This window comes from Streptomyces sp. NPDC002537 (genome assembly GCF_053594975.1).
On sequence record NZ_JBSFWT010000042.1, the window covers coordinates 39144 to 63502 of the forward strand.

Consider the following 24359-nt stretch of genomic DNA (forward strand, 5'->3'; position numbering starts at 1 on the left):
CGCTTCTCAGCCGTGCCAGATGAAGTTGGCGTACGTGCCGAACCGGGCGCCGTTTTTTGAGCTGGAGTAGCCGCCGAGCACACCCTCCCCTCCGACTGGCGGCAGGGATCTGTCGCCTTCTGACACGCCCCCCCGGTTGGAGGCAGCCGCCGGCCGGACGACACGGGCCTCGGCACATTCTGTGTGCCGAGGCCTTCGGGTTCCAGACGCAAACACGACAACCGCCCTGCGGGTGTTTGGCCGTCTGCTGTGCTTTCCGTGGACCGGGCCGCCGACGAACATGATCTCGTGCACCTGACGCTGTTTCACATCCGAGTATGTGGAACGTATCGGGTCATCTCCCCTCCCAGGAGCCGCGGTGCGGTTGGTTCCCGTCGTAGACGAAGGAGGCGATGGCAGCCCAGATCAAGCACCTGATCCATGCCGCCGCCCTGCCGAACGTGACGACCCAGGTCATGTCGACCGCCAAGGGCGGCCCACCCGGTCATGGCCGGGACGTTCGCGCGGCGGCAGTGAGCGCAGAACCGGTCCGAACGAGGCACAGTTACTCGGGCAGGTGGCCGATGAGGTCAGCCGGTCAGCCGGGACTCGATTGCATCGGCGGCCCGCGGCGCGCCGCCGGCTGCGTGCACGTCTTGCTGCATGGCGCGTAGCCGCTGTTTGGTGGCGGGATCGTCCAGCAGGCTGCGGACGGCGGCGCTCAGATGCTCGGCCGTGGTGTCGGTCGGCGAGAGCCTGTGGCCCAGGCGCAGTTCGGTGATGCGGTCGGCGGTGACCTCCTGTTCTGGAGTGTGCGGGATCGCCACCATGGGTACGGCCGCGGCCAGGGCCTCCATCGTCGAGTTCATCCCGGCGTGGGTGACGAAGGCGTCGGCGTGCGCGAGCACGGCCGGCTGCGGTAGGTGCTGGTGTGCCTCGATGTTCGGGGGCAACGGTCCTAGGGAGGCAGGGTCGATGCCGTGTCCCACCGACAGGACGACATGGTAGGGCTCGGCGGCGAACGCCTGGATGCATGTGTGGAAGAAGTCCGGACGGCTGATGATCGTGCCCAGCGAGACCAGGACGAGGGGGGTGCCCGGGGGCGTCCAGTCCCGGGGTTCGGGCAGGCGGGTGGGGCCGACGAACGCGTAGCGGTCGTCGAACGTCTCATTGCGCACATGGAAAGACTTGGGCTGATAGACGAGGTTGAACTCGGCGGGCCTGTAGAAGTCGTGCAGCTCGAGCCTGGGGATGCCGTGCCGTTTGAGGACGGTGGTGAGCAGGGCGTCGAACTCGGCCTTGACCGGGCTCGCGGCGAACATGTCGACGGTGAACTGCCCGAAGTCGTACCCCTCACTGGCGGCGTGGGCGCTCCAGGACTGGATCCGCGGGACGTGCCACTTCGCAGCGAGCATCGGGCCCGCCCAGGCGAGCCAGTCGTTGACGATCAGATCCGGCCGGTCATCGGCGTAGCCGGTCTCGATCTGCGGCAGGGCATGCTCCAGTTGCTGAAGCATGGCAAGAGTGGCGCGCGCGGCTGCGTCCATGCTGTCGATCACTATGGGCTCGGCAGGCCGGGGCTCGTAGCGGATGATCTGTGCGCCGGTCGGGCGGATGCGCTCGGCCATCGTCGCGTCGGTTGCGTAGGTGACGCGGTGCCCACGCTTTACCAGCTCCCGGACGATCGGGAGGGTGGGATTGATGTGACCGGACGCGGCCGGACTCATGAAGGCTATGTGGACCATGTCGGCTCCTGACCGTACGAGGGCGGATCAGCGGCAGTGACGGCGGTGCGGATCGCGTCGACCACTCGAGCCATGTCGACGCGGATAGCGCAACCAGTATGGCGAACTTGCCGATCTGCGCCCCGCCGAGGAAGCCGCAGCAGACAACGCCAGACTGGCCAGGGAATTGAAGCCCATCGGCGACGAGGACGGCTCGTGACCCCGCGGCGACCTGTACGCCACGCTCGTCGGGCACACCGTTCGCCCGCTCACCCGCAGGACGAACGGGCCGGCCGGGATGCCCCCGAGGGGTTCACGCCGGTCGACGTCACGGTCCGCTCCGAGGACTGCACCCTCACCCGGGCCGCGCGGAACCTCCCGTGGAACGCGCTGGCCAGCAGGATGCGTGTCAAGGAACAGTGCGGCGACCGACCTACGCCGACGATCTGTCCGGCCTGCTGGACTACCTGCCGTTCGTCGTGGAGCCGGATGCGGAACCAGCATCGAGGTCGGCATCCCGCCACTGCACTGGCTGCACAAGGCCTGCCGGGTCACCGCCCTCGCCTGGCGTTTGGCCCCCGCTGGCGAACGCGTCGACGTCGTGTGGAACCCGGAGTTCCTCCGTGAGGGACACGCGGTGCAGGACACCCCCCCCATCCGGACCACATCATCGTCGGCCTCACCACTGCCGAGGCCGAGAAGGCGATCCGCGCCGTGTACGCCCCGATCCTGGAGGCTGGCGTCGCCGCCGTGGCTTTATAAGTGAGAGTGGACCAGAGTCCGCGATGAGTCGCACAGCCACCATCGACGGTGCCCGCGACCAGACCGCGCCCGCCGCCGACTGGGTGGGGCGGGCTATGCCTCCGGTGCCTGGGTCGGCGCCCGAGCCGGATCCGGTCGACGACGGTCGGCCATGGCAGGTCCGGCGGTCTGGACGGGGAGCCTCATGCTCCAGGGGTCTTGGCCCGCATGGCTGTTCACGCGCAGCCGTAGTCTCCGGGCCATGAGCCTGGCCCGCGCCGGGAACATCATGGCCCTCTCGCTGCTCACGGGAATGCTGCTACCCGACACCAGGGAGGGCACAGGGCGACCGCCGTGACCCTGCTGACGACGGTCCCCCTGACCGCGGCCTGCGCCTGGACCCGCCGCCGGACACCCCGGACATGAGCCGTGCGAGGCGTCGGCGCAGTCACGGTCTTGACGGCCTTACCAAGCGCTCTTGGCCTGTTGAGCCTTCCCGCCTGTCCGATTACCGACTTCTGATCACGAGTGACTCGCTGTAACGTCGGCGCGCGTACAGAGAGGGAATCGAACGACCGGGCGGGAGAGACTTTGTTCACTGGGGGCGCTGCGTGATGCCTGGGCAGGACTGTCAGGGATCAGAACGCCAACGCCATGGATCCCCGGGCGGGTTCGCGTACACAACGACCTCTCCGTGAGGCAGACCGCAGGAAGTCGACTCCGCCATCGGGCGGGCCCCTTGCGGCTGAACGCCTCCGTGTAACCCCTTCCCCTCCATGAACCGGCGTGGAGAACAGTCGCAGGCGCTGATGCCTGCTCCCATGGGGCGCCGCAAGGCGCGGTGCGCCTTCACGCCGTCGTACTGAATCGCTGCCGCGGACGCGGAGCGAGATTTCCAGAAAGGCTCGATATGACTTCGTCCGGCGTGCGCGCTGCCCGCCTGCCCTTGTCGGCGGCGCAACGCGAAGTGTGGCTGGCGCAGCAACTGGCGCCCACAAGCCTGCGCTACCGGATCGCGGAATACCTGGACATCGCTGGCGCGATCGACACGGCGTTATTCGAGAAGGCCCTGCGTGGTGCTGTCGAGGAGGCCGAGTTCCTTCGCGTGCGGTTCCTCGAGGAAGACGGGGAGAGTCGACAGGTCGTCGAGCCCCGCGCCGACTGGCATTTCACGGTCCTGGACCTCAGCGGCGAAGCGGATCCGCGCGCAGCCGCCGAGGCGTGGATGCAGGCCGAGACGGAACGGCCGATGGACCTGGTGCGCGACACCCTGTTCTCGTTCGCCCTGCTTCAGGTCGGCCCGCAGCATTTCCTCTGGTATCAGGGCTATCACCACATCGTTGCTGACGGGTTCAGCCTGGCGCTCTTCGCGCAGAGGGTGGCCGAGTCGTACACCGCCCACGTCGACGGATCCCGGAGCGCGGGAACTCCCCTCGCCCCCCTGAGCGCACTGCTGGACCATGACGCGGCGTACCGGGCCTCGGAACAGTACGCCGAGGACCGGCAGTACTGGATGGAGCGCCTGGCCGACCACCCTGAACCGCCGCGCCTGGCCAACCACCCGATCCGCCCGGCAACCGCCCGGATCCGCCACTCGGCAGTTCTGCCCCGTGAGACGGAAGTGCGGTTGCGCGAGGCGGCGGACAAGGCCGGCGTCCGTATGGCAGCCGTCATGATCGCTGCCGCAGCCGCCCTGACACACCGCCTGACCGGAGCGCCCGAGGTCGTGCTGGCCCTGCCCGTGTCGGCCCGGCCCGGCAGCGCTCTGCGCAGGATTCCCGGTATGGCCTCCAATGTGCTGCCTCTGCGCCTCGAGGTGCGTCCGCACACCACGCTCCGGGATCTGGCGAAGGAGGCGGCAGGCGAAATCCGGCGCATTCTGCGGCACCAGCAATACCGGATCGAGGACATGGTCCGGGACCTGGGCCGACCCGGCGGAGCTCATGAACTGACCGGGCCGCAAGTCAACTTCATGTCCTTCCCCTACGACCTGCACTTCGCCGGGCACCCGGCCACCGTCAGGAACGTGTCGACCGGGATGTTCGAGGACCTGGGCATCAACATATTCGACCACGGCGGGGGCATCCACATCACGCTCGACGCCAATCCCGATGTGTATGACGATGGCGAACTCGCCGACCATTACCGGCGGTTGCGCGCGCTGATCGAGAGCCTCATCAGCACCCCTGACCTGCCCGTGGGCGGGGTTGATGTGCTCAGTGCCGAGGAGCGGCGGGGGGTGTTGTCGGTCGGTACGGGTGTGGTGCGTGATGTGCCGCAGGGGGTGTTGCCGGGGTTGTTTGAGGCGCAGGTGTTGCGGGATGGTTCGGCTGTTGCGGTGGTGTGTGGTGAGGAGTCGTTGACGTATGCCGAGCTGGATGCTGCTGCCAATCGTCTGGCCAGGTTGCTGACGGAGCACGGCGTGGGGCCGGACCGCTTGGTGGCGCTGGCCCTGCCACGTACGCCCGAGCTGGTGGTCGCGGTCCTGGCCGTGCTGAAGGCGGGGGCGGCTTATCTGCCGCTGGATGTGGATTACCCGGCCGAGCGGCTCACCTTCATGGTCGGTGACGCCCGGCCCGCTCTCCTCCTGACCGTCGACGAACTCGCCGACAAGCTCCCTGATTTCGATGTTCGCCAGGTGGTGTTGGACGACCCGCTGACCGGAAAGCGGCTGGCCGACCTGTCCGATGCTGTGGTGACGGACGAGGAGCGGTTGGCGCCCCTGCTGTCCGCACACCCTGCCTACGTGATCTACACCTCCGGTTCGACCGGCACCCCCAAGGGCGTCGTGGTCACCCACGCCGGACTGCCCCACCTCGCCGGCGCACAGATCGAGCGCTTCGGCGTGAAGGCCGACAGCCGGGTGCTCCAGTTCGCCTCCACCAGCTTCGACGCCGCAGTGTCCGAGATATGCATGACACTGCTCTCGGGAGCGCGGCTGGTTCTGGCCTCTCGTGACCGGCTGTTGCCGGGGGAGCCGCTCGCGGACACCTGCACCGCATTCGGCGTCACACACGCCACGTTTCCGCCGAGCTCCCTCGCAGCGACAACGCCGGGCAGCCTCCCCACCGTCACCACCCTGATCGTGGCCGGCGAGGCGTGCTCGGCCGCGCTGGTCGACGCGTGGGCACCGGGCCGCCGGATGGTCAACGCCTACGGGCCGACCGAGACGACCGTGTGCGCAACCATGACCGACCCCCTGACCCCGGGTTCCGGCACCCCTGCGATCGGCCGTCCCAACCCCAACACCCGCGTCTACCTCCTCGACACGAGCCTCCAGCCCGTACCTCCTGGCGTGGCGGGCGAGCTGTACGTGGCCGCGCCCGGACTCGCGCGCGGGTACCTCGGCCGTCCGGGCCTGACCGCCCAGCGTTTCGTTGCCAATCCCTTCGGTGCTCGTGGTGAGCGTATGTACCGCACTGGTGACATGGCCCGCTGGCGGGACGACGGTCAGCTCGAGTACCTCGGCCGTACCGACGACCAGGTCAAGATCCGCGGTTTCCGTATCGAGCCCGGTGAGATCGAATCCGTCCTCGCCGCCCACCCGGGCGTCGCACAGTCCGCGGTCGTCGTACGCGAGGACCAGCCCGGCAACCACCGACTCGTCGGCTACATCACCCCCACCACACCCACGACCGACCTGGCGGCTTCGGTGCGTGACTTCGCCACCGAGCGGCTGCCTCAGCACATGGTCCCGGCGGCGGTTGTCGTGCTCCCCGAACTGCCCGTGACCGGCAGCGGAAAGCTCGACCGCCGTGCCCTGCCCGCCCCCGAACCGGCGGCCGGTACCTCACGGCCTCCGCTCACTCGCGCCGAACAAGTCCTGTGCGATCTCTACGCACAGGTCCTGGGCATCCCCGCGGTCGGTGCCGAGGACGACTTCTTCGCCCTGGGCGGGCACTCGCTGCTGGCCACCCGGCTGATCTCCCGGATCCGCACCACCCTGGGAGCGGAACTACAGCTGCGCACCCTCTTCCAGGCCCCCACACCGGCCCAGCTCGCCAAGGAACTCGACCGGACCCACGAAGCACGCCCCGCACTGGTGCCGCAGGAGCGCCCGTCGCAGTTGCCGCTGTCTTTCGCGCAACAGCGGTTGTGGTTCCTGCACAAGCTGGAAGGCCCGTCGGCCACCTACAACATTCCGCTGGCCGCCCGGCTCTCCGGCAAACTGGACGTCGACGCGCTCCGTGCGGCGCTCGCGGACGTGGTCGAACGCCACGAAGCCCTGCGCACCGTCTTCACCGAGATGGGTGGCGAACCCTGCCAGCGCATTCTCGAGGGCGCGGATGCCGTCCCGCCGCTGACCGAGGTGCATCTGAGCGAAGCGGAACTCGACAGTGCGGTGGCCGCCGCAGCGGTTCACCCCTTCGATCTCGCCGACGAGTCGCCGATACGGGCAACGCTGTTCACGCTGGACGGCGACGATCACGTCCTGATGCTGGTGGTCCACCACATAGCCGCCGACGGCTGGTCGATGCGCCCGCTGTGGCGTGACCTGTCCGCTGCGTACGCCGCCCGCCGTGACGGCCGGACTCCCGACTGGGCTCCGCTGCCGGTGCAGTACGCGGACTACACACTGTGGCAGCGCGGACTGCTCGGGGATGCCGCGGATCCGGACGGCCTCTGGACGAAGCAGGTGGCCTACTGGAAGGAGGCCCTGGCGGACCTGCCGGAACGTATCGAATTGCCGACCGATCGCCCTCGCCCGGCGCAAGCCTCCTACCGCGGGCAGGCGGTCTCCTTCCACTGGGATGCCGACCTCCACACAGCTCTGAAGGAGCTGGCCCATTCCTGCCGGGCCAGTGAATTCATGGTTGTCCAGGCCGCATTGGCGGCGCTGCTCTCCCGGATGGGAGCGGGCTCCGACATCCCCGTGGGCATCGGTATCGCCGGCCGCCTGGACCAGGCCGCGGAGAGCCTGGTGGGGTTCTTCGTCAACACCCTGGTCCTGCGCGTGGACACCTCCGGCTGGCCCAGCTTCCGGGAACTGGTGGGACGGGTGCGGGAGAAGAGCCTTCAGGCCTACGCACACCAGGACATCCCCTTCGAGAGCCTGGTCGATGTCCTCAACCCTGCTCGCACCCTCTCCCACCAACCGCTGTTCCAAGTCGCACTCGCCTGGCAGAACGTGCCCCAGGGAGACCTGGCCCTGCCCGGTCTGGAGACCACGGTCAGGCCGGTGTTCACCGGTACGGCCAAGGTCGACCTCTCCTTCCACCTGACCGAGCAGCACACCGACGACCGTGTGCCGTCAGGTATCGAGGGCTTCGTCGAATTCAGCACCGATATCTTCGACGCGGCCACCGTCGAGGCACTGACGGACCGCCTGCGGTTGCTGCTCGAGGCGGCCGTGGCCGATCCCGACCGCTCTGTGGGCGGGGTTGATGTGCTCAGTGCCGAGGAAAGGAAGGGGGTGTTGTCTGCCGGTACGGGTGTGGTGCGTGACGTGCCGCAGGCGATGCTGCCGGAGTTGTTCGAGGCGCAGGTTCTGCGGGATGGTTCGGCTGTTGCGGTGGTGTGCGGCGAGGAGTCGTTGACGTATGCCGAGCTGGATGCTGCTGCCAATCGTCTGGCCAGGTTGCTGACGGAGCACGGCGTGGGGCCGGACCGCTTGGTGGCGCTGGCCCTGCCACGTACGCCCGAGCTGGTGATCGCGATCCTGGCCGTGCTGAAGGCGGGGGCGGCCTATCTGCCGCTGGATGTGGACTACCCGGCCGAGCGGCTCACCTTCATGGTCGATGACGCCCGGCCCGCCCTCCTCCTGACCGTCGACGAACTGAGCGGCAGGCTCCCCGAGTTCGACGTTCATCGGGTGGTGCTGGACGACCCGCTGACTGTCAAACGGCTGGCCGACCTGTCCGATGCTGTGGTGACGGACGAGGAGCGGTTGGCGCCCCTGCTGTCCGCGCACCCTGCCTACGTGATCTACACCTCCGGCTCGACCGGTACCCCCAAGGGCGTCGTGGTCACCCATGCCGGACTGCCCCACCTCGCCACCGCAGAGATCGAACGCTGGGGAGTGGGGCCCGGGAGCCGGGTACTGCAGTTCGCCTCCACCAGCTTCGACGCCGCCGTGTGGGAACTCCTGGTGCTGCTGTCCGGTGCGAGCCTGGTTCTGGCCTCCCGTGACCGGCTGCTGCCGGGGGAGCCGCTCGCGGACACCTGTTGCGCGTTCGGCATCACCCACGCCATGTTGACGCCGAGCTCACTGGCAGCGGTGACACCGGGCAGCCTCCCGGCAGGGACCGCGCTGGTCGTCGGTGCCGAGGCGTGCCCGGCCGGTCTGGTCGACGCCTGGGCACCGGGCCACAGGATGATCAACGCCTACGGGCCCACCGAGGCCACCGTGTCCGCGACCATATCCGACCTTCTCGTCCCCGGTTCCGGTACGCCCGCGATCGGCCGTCCCAACCCCAACACCCGCGTCTACCTCCTGGATTCGGGTCTCCAGCCCGTACCCCCTGGGGCGGCAGGCGAGCTCTACATCGCCGGACCCGGGCTCGCGCGCGGGTACCTCGGCCGTCCCGGCCTGACCGCCCAGCGTTTCGTCGCCAATCCCTTCGGTGCTCGTGGTGAGCGCATGTACCGCACTGGTGACATGGCCCGCTGGCGCGACGACGGCCAGCTCGAGTACCTCGGCCGTACCGACGACCAGGTCAAGATTCGTGGCTTCCGTATTGAACCCGGTGAGATCGAATCCACCCTCGCCGCCCACCCGGGCGTCGCACAGGCCGCGGTCGTCGTACGCGAAGACCAGCCCGGCAACCACCGACTCGTCGGCTACATCACCCCCACCGCACCCACAACGGACGCCGACAACCCGCACAGCACGGAACACGTCGACGAGTGGCGGGACATCTACAACTCGGTCTACGGCCAGGAACCCGATGCCGTCCCTCTGGGGGAGGACTTCTCCGGATGGAACAGCAGCTATGACGGCGGGTCCATCCCGCTGGACCACATGCGCGAGTGGAGACAGGGCACCATTGAGCGCATCAGCGCACTCGAGCCGCAGCGGATTCTGGAGATCGGCATCGGCAGCGGGCTGCTCTTCGCCCACCTGGCACCGCACTGCGAGACCTACTGGGGTACGGACATATCGGCCGCGGTGATCGAGCGCCTCGGCCGGCAGATCGCCGGCCGGCCCGAGCTGGCCGACCGGGTACACCTGCACTGCCGGGCTGCCGACGACTTCAGTGGCCTGCCCACAGGCTTCTTCGACACGATCGTCGTGAACTCGGTTATCCAGTACTTCCCGCACGCCGACTATCTGGCCGAGGTACTGGGCTCGGCGATCGAACTCCTCGCCCCGGGCGGCCGGATCTTCGTCGGCGACGTACGCAATCTGCGGCTGGCCCGCTACCTTCGCACCGCGGTACAACTCCACCGGGCCGGTGCCGCCGCGCAGCCGGCCGAAGTGCGCCGGGCGGCCGAGCACGATCTGCTCTTCGAGAAGGAACTGCTCATCGCGCCGGAGTTCTTCACCAGCCTGCGCTCACAGCTGCCCGCTGTCGCTGCCGTGGACATCCGTCTCAAGCGGGGCCGGAACCACAACGAACTCACCCGGCACCGCTACGACGCCATCCTCCACAAGAGCCCCGCAAGCCCGGCCTCCGCCATCCCGGACCAGGAGCCCATCACATGCCTGCCCTGGGGCGGAGAGATGGGCAGCACAGAGGAGCTGAAGGGGTACCTGGCAACCCGGCGCCGTTCCGGACTGCGCATATCCGCCATCCCCAATGCGCGGATCGCCGGTGAAGCAGCCGCATGGCGCGCGGTCCACGCCGCTCATCCGGTGGCGGACGCACAGCGCGAACTCAACAGCCCCGAGCATCCGGGAAGCGTCGATCCCGAGGCACTGCACCAGCTGGGTGAAGAACTCGGCTACCGCACCATCACGACCTGGTCCGCCGAAGCCGACCACTTCGATGTGGTGTTCCTCGATCCCGACAGCCCGGCCGACGGGACGCACGTCGAGGCATACCAGCCGACGGTCGTCACCGGGGCCGCCCTCACCAACCACCCCTCGGCCACACAGCAGTTGGCGGCCCTGGCGGCTTCGGCGCGCGACTTCGCCGCCGAGCGGCTGCCTCAGCACATGGTCCCGGCGGCCGTGGTGGTACTTCCCGAACTGCCCGTGACTGTCAGTGGAAAGCTCGACCGACGGGCGTTGCCCGCCCCCGAACCGGCGGCCGGTACCTCACGGCCTCCGCTCACCCCCGGTGAACAAGTCCTCTGCGACCTGTACGCACAGGTCCTGGGCGTCCTCGCGGTCGGTGCCGAGGACGACTTCTTCGACCTCGGCGGGCACTCGCTGCTGGCCACCCGGCTGATCTCCCGGATCCGCACCACCCTGGGAGCGGAACTTCAACTGCGCACCCTCTTCCAGGCCCCCACACCGGCCCAACTCTCCAAGGAACTCAACCAGACCCAGGAAGCACGCCCCGCACTGGACACCCTGCTGCCCCTGCGCGAGCGCGGCAGTCGCCCCCCGCTGTTCTGCGTACATCCGGCCAGCGGGATCAGCTGGCCCTACGCGGGACTGCTGAGCCATCTCGGCCAGGACCGCCCGCTGTACGCCTTGCAGGCACGGAGACTGATGGACCCGCAGGCTCTCCCCGCGACCCTGGAGGAGATGGCGGCCGACTACGTGGACCATCTGCGCACCGTCCAGCCGTCCGGCCCCTACCACCTGCTCGGCTGGTCCTTCGGCGGCATGGTGGCGCACGCCATGGCCACCCGGCTCCGGGAGGAAGGGGAGGAGGTGGCGCTGCTGGTCATGCTCGACACCTATGTCAGCGCCGAGCAGTCCGTGCAGGGAGTGCCCGAGGGCGGCGAGCAGCAGATCTTCGGACTCCTGCTCGACGCGGCTGGTTATCGCCCCGAAGACCTCGAGGGGAAGGACCTCACCCGCGACGTCGTGGCGGACCTCCTGCGCCGGACGAACCTCCTCCCCCCGGAGATCCTGGAGGACAATGCCCTGACCGCCATGATCGACGCCTACAGCCACAACATCGGCCTGCAGCGGAAGTTCACACCGGAGCGGTTCGACGGTGATCTGCTGCTGTTCACCGCGGCAACGTCCGACACGGGTCCGACCGTCTCCGCGAAGGACTGGGAGCCGTACGTGGCCGGCACGGTCACCGCGCACCCGATCGTCGGCGAACACCACCATCTGATGCGACCGCAGTCCCTGAGCCACATCGGTCCGATTCTGCGTGCAGCGCTCGACCAGACCACCCAGAACTCTTCCACCCCCAGGAGCTGAACCATGAACAACCCCTTCGACAACGAAAACGGCACCTACGTCGTCCTCGCCAACGAGGAAGGACAGCACTCCCTGTGGCCCGCTTTCGCCGAGACCCCCGTCGGCTGGAGCATCGTCCACCCGGAAGGATCCCGCCAGTCCTGCCTCGCCTACATCGAAGAGCACTGGACCGATCAGCGGCCCAAGAGCCTGGTCGACGCTGTGAACCGCGCGGGCACCGACGTGTAATGGCGTGACGTCACTCGGGGCCGCCGATGCCTGCCAAGGCTTCGGCGGCCCCTGTTTGCGTTTGTCGCCGCAGCGAACCGTGGCGTAGCACCTGAGCGGGTGTTGCGCGAGCTTCGCCGAAGTCTCATTTCGAGGAGGGCGGTGTCGTCGACTCACTGCCCAGATGCGACTGGCCTGCCCGTGCGCCTCCGGCGGGGGCACACCGCACAGGCGGGCGGCGCGCTCCGGAAGCTGATGGGGCACCCCGGCAGAGGCGCGGGGAACGGCGCGGTCGGCCCGTACAGGCCCCAGCCGGCCGGACCGCGCTTCCCGCGGAGCGCTCAGCGCTTCGGCCGCCCGGGGGACGAAGCGGCGTGCGGTTTCCCGATATGCGGCCGCCCGGCGTGCTTCCCAGCGTGCTTCCCGGCATGTTTCCCGACGTGGTGCTTGGCGTGCGGCTTCTCGATGTGCTTCTCCGGGCGCGGCTTCTCGACATGCTTTTCAGCAGGCGGCTCCTCGACCGGCGGCTTCCGGACCCACCCCTTCTTCACCAACTCGTCGCAGTGCCACTTGGAGTGGGCCGGGGTCTCCTTGTGCTGCTGGGCGGCCTTGAGGCAATCCGCGTACGGGAAGGGCGGTTGATCCTCCCGGGGCGAGGTGGAGGCCGCCTGCGCGACCGTGGTCGTCATCCCCATCCCGCAACCGACCGCTACTGCCACCGCGGCCAGAGCCGTACTCACCCGACGCACAACGCTTCTCCTTTCGTCACGACGGCCGCCGCCTGAGGCGCGGCCCCACCGTTCAACGAGCGGGATTGCGTCCAGAAACGATCAATCGGGACAGATCGGGAAGATGAACCGCTGTGGTTACCGTTCGATGCAGCCGGCCGCCATGGAGCCTCCGGGCGTGCAGCCGGCCGGGGGCTCGGGCTGGTACTCGCCGCCGTCCCATTGCTGGGCGCCGGAGTCGTTTATGTCCCAGATCTGGAGGCTCTGTCCGTCGCTGAAGTTGCTGTTGGGGACGTCCAGTACTCGGCCGGCGTTCTTGTTGAGCAGGCCGCGGGTGGTGATCCCCCAGGACTGGGCACGGCCTCCGTTGCAGGTCCAGATCTGCACGGGCGTGCCGTTGTCGGTTCCGGAGTTGGAGACGTCCAGACACTTCTTGGACTGCCGGTTGTAGAGGAAGTTCCGGTCGCCGTTGGCGCTGGTGAGGATCACCCAGCGCTGTGAGCCGGTGCCGTTGCAGGTGTAGAGCTGGACGGGGGTGCCGTCCGCAGTGCCGCCGTTACGGACGTCGAGGCACTTGCCGGATCCCCTGTTCACTATCTGGCTGCCGTCGACCGCCGAAGCGGTGCCGGCGGTGAGGAGACCCGTCGCGCCGAGTGCTGCCGCCGTCAGGGCGGTGACGAGCGTGCGGCGGACGGCTGTGCTTCTGAGCATGCGGAGTTCCTTACGTCGCGATGCCGGGAGGCCTGTGACAAGCGCTGGCACCAGTCGGGTGGGGCAGGACCGCCGGCCCTGCGATGTCGTCGGCCGGGCGGACGGACAGCAGCCAACCGCCCGGGGATCGACAGCCGATCAACTCGGCATCTACCCGCACCCTGCCGACGGGTTTCCGCCTTCCGCGGGACAGGCACGGAGCCCTCCCCCCCCCGGAGGGACTCGGTCGAACACTCAGCGCATTCCGCCGTCCGTCGGCGAAGCCCATCCGTCCGGGAAGACGACCATGTCCCGCCCCACCACCCGCCAACGCTCCACTCAGCGTTGCCCTCCGCGACCCGGTGCAGACGATGCGGCCAGATCTCCTCCCGCTCCCATACTGCGAAGCAGGGCTCGGGCGGCCGGGGTATCGGGCCGGATGTCGTCATGCCCCCGAAAGCCAGTCCCGCACAGTGTCTGCGCTGCGGCAGGCCCCACGCCGAAGGCGACGACGGGACGACGGTCGCGCCCAGGGCCTTCACTCCCGACCGTCGGCTCAGCCCCCGGCCCGGCACTCCCACGCCATCGCCGCGGTGATCACCATGGCCGCCTACCTGGTGGTTCGGAACCGACCATGCCGTTCTGGGCGCCGTCCTCGCTGCCCACCCCGACCACACCGCCGACACCACCCTCGGGCTCGTCCTGACGACGTCCGTTCACGCCCAGTACGGCCGCCAGTGGTACCTGCAGCCTTGCCGCGCACGGATCGTACGGCGCAGGGCGGCTGCTGTACACCTACGCCTACGCCGCCCAACTCACCTTCGCCACTTGGCGCAAGCCACCCGCCCCGCCCGAGCAGGAGCGGGGCGAGCCCGACTCGGGCAAGGCTCTCAAACATCCGGCGGAAGCACCCGGCCGCCCGCGCCGGCGCCCTCCACCGCATGAACATCCTCGACTGCACCCTGCCGCATCGGCACACCGGCCAACGGACCGGTATGTGACTGGTCGCGATAGATGACACCGGCAGAGCCCGCCGAGCAGACCGATGCTCCGCCCTGGTCGACTACAGCGCTCAGCCCCCTGCTCCCGTGCGGGTGACGTCTGCGGTGGTGCGAAAGCGTGCACGGTAGGCGGTCGGGGTGATCCCCAAGGTGTGCTGGAAGACGCGGCGCATGGTTTCCGAGGAGCCGAGGCCGGACTCCTGGGCCACCGTGTCGACGGAGTCGTTGCCCGCTTCGAGGAGGGCTTGGGCGGCCTCCAGCCGTACGGATTCCAGATACCGGCCGGGCGTCATCCCGGTCTCCCTGCGGAAAAGCCTGCCGAGGTGGCGGGCGCTGACGCCGGCATCACGCGCCAGGGACTCCAGGCTGTGAGGGGTAGCCGGGTCGGCTCCGACGCTGTCCATCACCTGCCGCACCACCGGATGCTTCGCCTCACGCGGTGCCAGGCGGGCACTGAACTGGGACTGCCCTCCGGGGCGGGCCATGAAGACGACCAGCTCGCGTGCCACATCCCGCGCGACGTCGGCACCATGGTCGTCCTCGACCAGGCACAGGGCGAGGTCGATGCCCGCGGTGACACCGGCGGAGGTGATGACGTTGCCGTCCTTGACGAAGACCGGGTCCGTCTCGACGTTCACCTGGGGATAGGCGGTCGCCAGCTGCGTGGCGAGCTGCCAGTGTGTGGCGGCGCGCCGCCCGTTCAGTGCGTCCGTCTGCGCCAGGACAAAGGCTCCGGCGCACACCGAGGTGATCCGCCGTGTGCGGCTGACGAGTTCCGTGACCAGGGAGAGCAGCCTCTGGTCGGTGACGGCACGCTGCCAGTCGCGCCGGCCGGGCACGACGACCGTGTCGAGCCGCGCGGGCAGACTCGTCAGCGTGGCGTCGACGCCGATGCGCACGCCCGAGGAGGTGCGCACGTCGGTGCCGGTCGGGGAGACGATCCGTACGTCGTAGCGGGCGCCGAAGGCGTTGGCCGTGGTGAAGACCTCGACGGGGCCGGTGACGTCCAGCAACTGCACGCCGTCGAAGGCGGCCACCACGACCACTCGGCTCGCCGGTGTGCGGGTGGCTACTCGGCCCATGGGGAGTCCAGGATGGTGCGCACGAAGTCCCCGCGCTCGAAGCCGGGCACGTAGTGCGCGAGCACGTCGGCCTTGACGTTGCCGAACGTGGTCTGCGGCTTGGGCCGGATCCCGTCGGTGAAGGCTTCCAGAATGCGCTGCTTGAAGCCTGGGCGCGGGTGAGCGGCGACGACCGCTGCACGGTCCGCCTCGTCGAGGTCGTGGTAGCCGATGCCGAGGACGTCGTACTCCACGCCTGCGGTGACCAACGCCACCTCCGGCTCCATGAATTCGGGGATGCCCGGGGTGGTGTGCAGGGCGATGGCGGTCCATACCCGTCGGATACTGTCCTCCGGTACCTGACGTGCCTGCAGGAAGCGCCGGGCTTCATCGGCACTGTCCACCTCGAAGCGTTGCCCACTGCCGTGGAACGGTTCGCTCAGGCCCAGGTCGTGGAACATGGCCGCGACGTAGAGCAGCTCGGGGTCGAAGCTGAGGTCCCGGTTGAACCCCTGGAGGCTGCCGAAGAAGTACACACGGCGTGAGTGGTGGTAGATCAGTTCACTGGTGTTGTCCCGTACGAGCTCGGTCGCCTCCCGCGCGAGCTTCGAGTCCGGCACACGCACCCCGGCCGGTACAGAGAAGTCGTCTGTCATCGCTACCACCTGGTCCCTCGGTCCGCCGGTCCCTCCGGCAACACCTCCAGTCTCCGGTTCACCAGATCGCCGTGCCATGGCTATACGGCCGTACAACCCACAGATATGGACATCCCCCCGTGCCGAGTTCGTGGCCGGGCCGAAGCAGAGCCCCCCGTCGGGCCACCCTCCTTCGTACGTGCCGGACCACAAGGCGGGGATGTCGCCCCACCGACCGGTCGGCCGATCACCTCCTCTTGGCGGATGGATTCCATGCCCAGGGCGAGGCGAGACTCGAAGGGCCGAAAGGTGTGCGCAGCGATGGGCCCCGCCGAAGAGACCGCAGCGGTGATCAGCGTGCTGCTTCCATGCACGCCGAGCTGTGACATCGATCGATATCTCGGATATCGCTGATGTGCGCTCATGGGCTTTCCGGCTGCCTTCCCTGCACGCGCGGCGCGGTTGAAACATTTCAAGAGCGAGCACCCGGTGTTCGCATATGTGAGAGGAAAAATGAGGCATGAGTCTCGCGAAGCTGCGTTCCATGGGTTTCCCCCCGCTCGAGATGTCCGAGGCGGCAGAAGCCACGGGTGAGGGCATGGACGCAAAGCAGTGCGCCTACATCAAGACGCTCAGCTTCAGCAGTGCGGTCATCTCCTGCGGAGGCTCTCCGCAGAACTACATGGACATCTACAACCGAGAGTGCAAGAAGAAGCACTGAATCCGAGGCCCCGGCCCGCAGACCGTGCGGGCCGGGGCTGCCGTACGAGAAAGACACGCAGTGAAATTCCGGCGCTATCACACGCCCCAGACCGGCGACACCGACTGTGGGCCGGCCTGTGTCCGGACTGTTCTGAGGCGCCATGGCCGACTGGTCGACGCCGCCGTTCTACGGGAGTCCGTGGGACTTGGCCACAGAGGTTCGACGCTGCTCGGCCTCCAGCGGGTTCTGGCCGACTACGGGGTCGACTCCGAACTCCTGCGGCTCGACGCCGGACAGCTCGAAGAAGCGGTCGGTGTGGCCGGCCCCGCCATCATCTGTGTTCACGTGAGCCGGCCGCACTTCATCGTGGTACACGCCACGCGGAGCGGACAGTTCATCGTGAGCGATCCGCTGTTCTCCCGGCCTGTCGTCATGGACGCGTGCGACCTCGCGGACGTGTTCTCCGGGCATGCCCTCGTCACCGGCCCGGCCACCGCGGGGATGTCGCTCCGCTCGCGCCTCTCGGGGCTGCGATCACAACGGGTTCTGTGGCCGCTCATGAAGGCCCGCTGGCCGGCCCTCGCCGGGATCCTGCTGCTCACCGCCGTGGTTTCGCTCGCCGCGCTGCTGACCGGGATCTTCCTGCAGATCGCGATGGACCGGGTGCTGAGCGAGGGCTCCACGGACTCGGTCGACGCGATGGTCGCTGTCTTCGCCTGCGCCGTCATGGCCGCCGCGGTCGCGCACTATGTGCGGGGCAGGATGGCCGTCTCACTGGGACAGTCGCTTCAACGCCAGCTTTCCGAACGCTACATCCGTAAGTTGCTGCGACTGCCGGTCCTGTTCCACCACAGTCGACGCACCGGCGACTTGGTGAGCAGGATCGACGACGTGCACGAGATCCAGACGATGGTGGCTTCCACGACGGTTCGGTCGGCCATCGACGTGGGCATCGTCGTCAGTGTGGGCGGGTATCTCGCCTGGAGCAACCCCCTCGTGCTCGGTGTGCTCTCCGTATCGGCGGTCGTGAACGTCATCAGCTCCTGGTTGCTGTTCCCTCCGATCAGGACGGCGGCGGAGGAGGCACTGCAGCACGATGCCGGTCTCAAAGCCGAACTGTTCAATGTCCTGCGCAATTACGAGCAGGTAGTGGCATTCGCGGCCCGGGATTTCGCGGCGTCCCGGGTACTCGACCGCCTCGAGCGAAGGATCGAGGCGGAAACGTGCCTGGGGCGGCTCGGCAACACGAACGCGGTGGCCAAGACCGTCAACCTCGGGCTGACCACGATCCTCGTCGCCTGGGTCTGTCTCCACCAAGGCGTCGCCGGCACTCTCACTTTTGGGCAGCTCTTTTCTTCCGTCGCCCTGGCCGGGTACTTCCTGGCTTCGGTCGATTCCATAGCCGCCCTGCAGATCGCCATCCAGCACGTCTCCGCCGCGGTGGGCAGGTACCGGGACGTGATGAACCAGAGCGAGGACCCCGGGTTGGGCAGATCCGGAAGCGGGGGCCACCGCTCGAGTGCGGGCGAGATCGACGTGCGCGGCCTGGGCGTCACCTACCCTGCTGCGATCCGGCCGACCCTGGAAGGTTTCGGTCTCCGGGCCGGGCAAGAGGCGACCGTGAGGCTGACCGGCCCCAACGGCCGTGGAAAGAGCACCGCGTTGAAGGCCGTCGCCGGGTTCTTCCCCGATCATCGCGGAAGCATCCGCATAGGCGGTTCGGACATGGGAGACCTGAGTGACGCGGCACTGCGGGAGCAACTCCTGTACCTGAGCGAGAGCCCCCTCCTGATTGCGGCCGACGTGCGTGAGAACCTCACGCTCGGTATCGCCAAGGACGACCAGGAGATCGAGCGGGCCTGCCGCCTGGCCTGCTTCGACGAGGTGGTCGGCGCCCTTCCGGGAGGTCTCGACCGGAAGGTGCGCGAGGACGGCAGCGGTCTGTCCCGGGGACAGGCCCAGCGCCTGGCGCTGGCCCGGGCGATCCTGTGCGATCCGGGCGTCTACCTCTTCGACGAAGCCTTCAGCGGGATCGACCGCGCCACCGTCCGCAGAATCTGGGCGAACCTTGCCACCCTCCCCGCAGCCAAGATCGTCGTCTCGCACACGAGCGCGGACGACCTCCACTTCGACCGGACCGTCCAACTGCCCGCCGGAAACCTGCCCACCACCCTTGAGGAGGCATGACGTGCTCTTCGGCGACATGCTCAGCCAGGCACACCTCGACCACGACGCCGGGCCGCCCTGGCGGGACGACCTGCGGCTGATCTCCGCGGTGTCGCGGCAACTCGCCAGGACGGACGTGGCGCCCGGTGCCACCGCGGCAGGCGCCCGACCGCGTGCCCTGCCCGCACCGCGCATCACCGCTGTCGTTCTCACCTGCGACGAACAGGAGACGATCGGCCCGTGCCTCAGGGCTGTGGCGAATGACGTGGACGAGGTGCTGATCATCGACTCGGGGTCCACGGACAGGACCCTGGAGATCGCCGGGCGGCAGCCCGTGCCGACGCGGATCATCCACGCGCCCTGGCAGGACGACTTCGCCGGCCAGCGGAACTTGGCCTTCGACCATGTCTCCGAAGGCTGGATCGTCATGATCGACGCGGACGAGGTGCTGGATGCCTCCTCCGCCGGGGGCATCCGGCGCTGCCTGTCCCTCCTGGACCACGTTCTCCCGCACACCGATCTCGCCGTCTGCCCGGAGATCGTGGACTCCGGCGAGCGAGGGGGCGTCCACACCGATCTCCCCCGAGGGCTGCGGGCCGACACGGCTCTTCGTTTCCGCGGGCGCATCCACGAACGCCCCTACGACGCGGAGGGCAACGCTCCTCCGACGGTCCACGCCGCGTGGCGTTTCGACCACTACGGTTACCGGCCGGAAGTCATCGAAGCCAAACGCAAATACGAGAGGCACGCCCGGATCCTGGAGTTCTGCCGTGCGGAGGAACCGGAGAATCCCACGTGGGATTTCTACCAGGTCCGGGCCGAACTGAGGGATCCCCTCGGCCCGGATCGGTCGCGGGAGCTGTTCGATCTGCTGACGGCGTCGCTCGCCCTGGCCCCGCCGGGCTCCAGCGACTATGCCGCCCAGCGCCGCGAGGACACCTGGGCCCTGCTGTGCGAGCTCGCACTCCGCTTCGCGGGAGCCGACGAGGTCTCGGCCTTCGCCGCCCTCCTCGAAGGGGCCGACCGAGAGGCGGAGGCCACAAAAGGAGTAGCCATGATGATCGGACCCGGACTCGCGGGGATGCCCATGACCGAGTGGAAGATCCGGACGCCCGCCGGCAAGGAGCACATATTCGACAGCGAACAGGAGGCCCGCGAAGCGCTGCCCGAATATGACGAGGGGAGCACGATCTGGAAGCGCCGGGTCCACCGGGGGATCGCCAACACCACCATGTCTCCGCGTAGCTGGACGCAGGTGGTGTGAAAGGCGCGGCCAGCCCGTCACGCATGGCTTTGCCGGGGCGTGGCAAGGTGCCGGATGCCCGCCCTTGCGGACATGCCGAAGGGCGGGCACGCTGACTGTGTGAGATCGCGCACCGTGCTCATGGTGCTCTTCGAAGGCGTGGATGCGCTGGACGTGATCAGCCCTCTCGAGGTGCTGGCCGGCGCCAACGTCTGCGTCGCTCAGAGTGCACCCGGCAAGGTTGCGTACCAGCTCCGCACCGCCGGCCCCGGTGGCATGCCCGTGCACAGTCCCAGCGGCCTGGACGCTCGTGCCGGACATGGACCTGTCCACCGCCGCCGCGCCGCATACGCTCCTGGTGCCCGGGCCGTACAGCGGCGACAGCACCGTTCCACTCGCCGCGGAAGTTGTCCGCTGGCTGCGCCAGAACGCGGCGCGTTCCCAGCGGGTCGTCTCCCTCTGCAGCGGGACCTTCCTGCTGGCCGAAGCCGGACTTCTCGTGGGCAGGCGGGTCACCGCCCACTGGAGTCAGGTCGGCCAGTTGGCTGAGGCATATCCCGAGGCACAAGTGGATCCTGACCCGATCTTCATTCGGGACGGCAGGGTTTCCACCTCCGCCGGCGGCACGACCGTGATGGACCTCATGCTCGCCCTGGTCGAGGAAGACCTCGGATGGGACATCGCCCAGACCCTCGCTCGCCACTTGGTCGTGTTTCTGCGCAGATCCGGCACCCGGCAGCAGGTCAGTACCCACCTGCGGGCGCAACTTGCCGACCGCCAACCTTTGCGCGAGGTACAGGACTGGATCGCCACCCACCCGGACGCGGATCTGTCGGTTGCGGCGCTCGCCCGGCGTGCCAGTCTCTCCCCCCGCCAGTTCACCCGTGCCTTCACCGCCGAGACCGGCACATCCCCTGGCCGGTACGTGGACCATGCCCGGCTGGAGACCGCCCGGCGCCTGCTCCACGACACCCGGGACAGTGTCGAGAACATCGCCCGCGTCAGTGGTTACCCCACCACCGAGGCCATGCGCCGTACCTTCCAGCGCACGTTCGGCCTGTCACCCACCCAGTACCGCCGTCGGCCCTGACCTTCAGACCGGCGATCCGCTGGCAGTGGCAGGAGGGGGGCTTCCAACTCTGCGACCAGAGATCGCAGGGCGCGGCTATATGCCATGTCGGCCATTCATGACGGTGCCGGTGCTGCCGCCCAGGCCGACGGTCCCGCTCTCTCACCGGCATCAGGGCGGCGCGAAAGGAGGGGGAAACGTCCTTTTATCCCGCTGATGCCGCGGATGGAGTCTTTGAGTCGTTTATGTCCAAAATTTGGGATCAGGTAAGGATGCGAAGATGCCGGTACTGGCGTGCCCCGCGCTGCGGGTGATGGTCGTAGACGACGAGCACCTGCTGAGGTCGGGGGTGTCGGACATCCTCGGCACGGCCCCGGATATCGCCGTGGTGGCAGCCTGCGGTGGCGGCGAGGCGGTGGAGACGGCGCGGTCCTGGCGCCCGGACGTGGTCCTGCTCGACATCCGGATGCCGGATGTCGACGGACTGACGGTTCTGCGCCGTCTGCGGAGTCTGCCGGCCCCTCCGCACGTCGCGATGCTCACCACTTCGACACCGATGATTACCTTGGCGAGGCACTGAGGCTCGGAGCCGCCGGGTTCCTGCTCAAGGACACCAGCCCCCGTGAACTGATCAACGCCGTGCGTGCCCTGGGCACCGGTGCAGGCTGTCTGACCGTGCCCTTGGTCCGACGTCTGCAGAGTGAAGAGGGACGTCCTCGCCACGCCGCGGGGGCGGGTCCTGCCATGGCGACGCTGTCGGACCGGGAACGCCAAGTGCTGGCCCTGGTGGCGCAGGGCCTGTCCAACGTGGAGATAGGAGGCCGGCTGCACCTGAGCCCCGCCACGGTCAAGGATCACGTCAAGTCCCTGGTGTCGAAGCTGGGCGTGACCAACAGGGTCCAGGCCGCCGTGGTCGCAACCCGGGAGGGCATGGCCCTGGCCGAGAGCGGCCGGTGAGTTCCCCGGCCGTCGCACCGCGGGGCAACTGGTTGCTGCTCACGCCGGACTCCACCGCGTTGCGGTTGGCAGGCGATCTCCTCCTGACGACTGTCGCGGTGCTGGACTTCTGGCAGGAGCTGTTCCCGAGCGACATGCAGGAACGGGCTCTGGTGTTCACGGCGATAGGTGCCGTGCTGCTCCGCAGGAACCTGCCGCTGGTGTCGTTCCTGTGCACGCTGCCGGCCCTCTTCACGACTGCACACGCCATTGCCGCGAGCTCGATCACCCTGTGCGCTCTGGCCCGGAAACGCCAGGACGGGCGGCTCGTACTGCCCGCGAGCGTGGCACTGGCGATCGGCAACTTCTTCTGCTGGCAACCCTGGAAGCCTCAACATGGACAGTGCCTTCCGGCCCCCACAGTGGCGGACTGGACGCAGCACTCGGTCTACTCCATGGCCATCGGCGCCGCCCCCGCGGCCCTGGGCCTCCTGATGCAGGCACGCCAGGACCTTGCCTGCCGGATCGCCGACTTGGCGAAGGCCCACGAACAGGAACGCCTGCTCCTCGACCGCGCCGCAGTCACGCGGGAACGCGCCCGCATCGGCCGGGAAATGCACGACACCGTCTCGCACAAAGCCGGGCTGATCGCCGTACAGGCCGGCGCCCTGGAGGTGACCACCGCCGACCCCGCCGTACGGTCGGCCGCCGCCACTCTGCGCGAGCTCGCGGTCTCCACGCTCGAGGAACTGCGTACGATCCTTCTGGTGCTCCGGGCGGAAGGCGCGGGCCCGGCCGACCTGTGCCCCAGGCTTCGCCTGACCGACCTCGAAAACCTGACGGCCGAGTCCGGGGCCGATGTCACTCTGCACATCTCTCCGGCCGCCATCGCACGACAGTTGCCCGAGAGCGTCGAACGCACGGCGTATCGCACCGTCCAAGAGGCGCTGACCAACGTGCGCAAACACGCACCGGGCGTCCGCGCGACCGTACGGATCGACGTGGACGACACCCACCTGTATGTACGCATACGCAATGACACACCCGCAGGGGAGACGCCTCGGCGACCGTCCCTTCCCGGTGGAGGACACGGCCTGGTAGGCCTGTGGGAACGCGCCGCGGCGTTGCACGGGGAACTGACTGCAGGCCCGCTTCCCGGCGGCGGGTTCGCCGTCCGACTCGCTGTGCCGCTCACCGGCACACGCGCTCCACCCCCCCGGTAGCACGCCCACGACGGAAAGACCGAAACGATCGCCCCGCATCGCCCGCTGACCATCTCGCCGCGCCATTGCCGGACAGGCAGGAGTATGTCGCTTTCGGGGCGGCAGGCTGTCACCCAGAGGCCGGGGTCTTCGCCTTGCATGTCACTTCGCCCGTCGCCGTCGGTACGGTCCCGCCGTTCTCGACGTGGATCTGGGTGAGGCGGAAGCAGAGCTGCCATCCGACGTCCCACGTCGGGCACCAGTCCGGGTAGACCTCGTCCAGCTCGGCGCGCCGCGCCTGGGTGAGGGCTCTGGCCGTGGACCCGACGGGGAGGCTGGCTTCGCGGTGTTCGGCGATGCTGTCCGCGAGCCGGGCTGTGGTGCGCTGGGGGTTAGCGGACGAACCTCCAGCTGACGTTCGGGACCATGTCGGTGCCGACGGGGACGAGCTTGCGGAACGCCGACTCGGACAGGTCGATGTGACCGGGCTCGCAGGTAGGGCATTTGTCCTTGACCGGCACGGTGATGGTCTTGCCGCCGTAGGTGACCTGTACCGAGACACCGGAGCACAGAGGGTCGTTGTTCGTGTTCGCGCTCGTCCACCAGGCGGAGGAGACAGCCACCAGGTCCTGGGAGCTGGCGTCGATCTGGGTTCCGCAGGCGCCGTAACCCTTGTCGTTGTAGTAGGTCATCTTCCCGGTCTGCCAGGCCTGCTCCTGGCCGGAGGTGAGTGACCACTTCTGGTTCGCGCCGCCCGTGCACGTCCACAGCTGCGTCGCGGTGCCGTCAGCCGGGTTGTTGCCCTTCACATCCAGGCACTTGTTCGCGTTGAGGTTCACCACGTCGTGCGCCGCGTTGTAGGACCAGCGCTGCGCGGGCGTGCCGTTGCAGTCCCACAGCTGCACACGTGTGCCATCAGCGGTTCCGGCGGCGTTGGCGTCCAGACATTTACCCAGCGCCTGAATACTGCCGTCGCCGCCGATGGTCCAGTTCTGGTTGCCGCCGC

At 68.4% G+C, this 24359-nt stretch carries 13 protein-coding genes and 2 pseudogenes; 9 read left to right on the forward strand and 6 right to left on the reverse strand.

The window, feature by feature from the left end:
- The first annotated feature begins 392 nt into the window (after nt 1-392).
- Nucleotides 393-653: a hypothetical protein gene (locus ACWD4A_RS20040; protein WP_451195583.1), complete on the forward strand. Its 261-nt coding sequence runs from the start codon at nt 393-395 to the stop codon at nt 651-653.
- Here ACWD4A_RS20040 and ACWD4A_RS20045 read toward each other — a convergent pair.
- Complete coding sequence (locus ACWD4A_RS20045; protein WP_451195585.1) at nt 570-1724, reverse strand: macrolide family glycosyltransferase; 1155 nt, start codon at nt 1722-1724, stop codon at nt 570-572. The genes ACWD4A_RS20040 and ACWD4A_RS20045 overlap by 84 nt on opposite strands.
- A 1645-nt stretch (nt 1725-3369) precedes the next feature.
- On the opposite strand from ACWD4A_RS20045, the gene ACWD4A_RS20050 reads away from it, so the two are divergent.
- Both ACWD4A_RS20050 and ACWD4A_RS20055 read left to right on the forward strand, forming a co-directional pair.
- Complete coding sequence (locus tag ACWD4A_RS20050) at nt 3370-11712, forward strand: amino acid adenylation domain-containing protein (RefSeq protein ID WP_451195586.1); 8343 nt, start codon at nt 3370-3372, stop codon at nt 11710-11712.
- A 3-nt stretch (nt 11713-11715) separates the two neighbouring features.
- Nucleotides 11716-11940: an MbtH family protein gene (locus ACWD4A_RS20055; protein WP_451195588.1), complete on the forward strand. Its 225-nt coding sequence runs from the start codon at nt 11716-11718 to the stop codon at nt 11938-11940.
- 320 nt (nt 11941-12260) lie between these two features.
- Here the strand turns inward: ACWD4A_RS20055 and ACWD4A_RS20060 are convergent, their stop codons facing one another.
- From ACWD4A_RS20060 to ACWD4A_RS20075, 4 genes are all read right to left on the reverse strand, one after another.
- Entirely contained in the window at nt 12261-12608 is a 348-nt protein-coding gene (locus ACWD4A_RS20060; RefSeq protein ID WP_451195590.1) for a hypothetical protein, read from the reverse strand.
- Nucleotides 12609-12785: 177 nt separating this feature from the next.
- Nucleotides 12786-13358, reverse strand: a complete 573-nt coding sequence (locus ACWD4A_RS20065) for an RICIN domain-containing protein (RefSeq protein WP_451195592.1) — start codon at nt 13356-13358, stop codon at nt 12786-12788.
- 1051 nt (nt 13359-14409) lie between these two features.
- Nucleotides 14410-15420, reverse strand: a complete 1011-nt coding sequence (locus tag ACWD4A_RS20070; RefSeq protein WP_451195594.1) for a GlxA family transcriptional regulator — start codon at nt 15418-15420, stop codon at nt 14410-14412.
- The gene (locus ACWD4A_RS20075; RefSeq protein WP_451195596.1) at nt 15408-16055 is read right to left on the reverse strand and encodes an HD domain-containing protein; all 648 of its coding nucleotides are present in this window, start codon (nt 16053-16055) and stop codon (nt 15408-15410) included. Before ACWD4A_RS20075 ends, ACWD4A_RS20070 begins: the two co-directional genes overlap by 13 nt.
- Before the next feature lie 523 nt (nt 16056-16578).
- Between ACWD4A_RS20075 and ACWD4A_RS20080 the strand changes: the two genes are divergently transcribed.
- From ACWD4A_RS20080 to ACWD4A_RS20105, 6 genes and pseudogenes are all read left to right on the forward strand, one after another.
- Complete coding sequence (locus tag ACWD4A_RS20080) at nt 16579-16755, forward strand: hypothetical protein (protein WP_451195598.1); 177 nt, start codon at nt 16579-16581, stop codon at nt 16753-16755.
- 60 nt (nt 16756-16815) lie between these two features.
- Nucleotides 16816-18924 carry a peptidase domain-containing ABC transporter gene (locus ACWD4A_RS20085; protein ID WP_451195599.1) on the forward strand — a complete coding sequence of 703 codons (2109 nt, stop codon included), beginning with the start codon at nt 16816-16818 and terminating at the stop codon, nt 18922-18924.
- Between the two features lies 1 nt (nt 18925).
- A complete protein-coding gene (locus ACWD4A_RS20090; RefSeq protein ID WP_451195601.1) occupies nt 18926-20167 on the forward strand; it encodes a glycosyltransferase in 1242 nt (413 codons plus the stop codon).
- 99 nt (nt 20168-20266) lie between these two features.
- Nucleotides 20267-21236, forward strand: a pseudogene (locus ACWD4A_RS20095) (GlxA family transcriptional regulator).
- A 292-nt stretch (nt 21237-21528) separates the two neighbouring features.
- A pseudogene (locus ACWD4A_RS20100) lies at nt 21529-22172 on the forward strand (response regulator).
- Entirely contained in the window at nt 22169-23374 is a 1206-nt protein-coding gene (locus ACWD4A_RS20105) for a sensor histidine kinase (RefSeq protein WP_451195603.1), read from the forward strand. Before ACWD4A_RS20100 ends, ACWD4A_RS20105 begins: the two are co-directional and overlap by 4 nt.
- A gap of 371 nt (nt 23375-23745) precedes the next feature.
- On the opposite strand, the gene ACWD4A_RS20110 is transcribed toward ACWD4A_RS20105, so the two are convergent.
- The coding region (locus tag ACWD4A_RS20110) for a cysteine/serine endopeptidase inhibitor (protein WP_451195605.1) at nt 23746-24359 on the reverse strand (614 nt) is incomplete at its 5' end.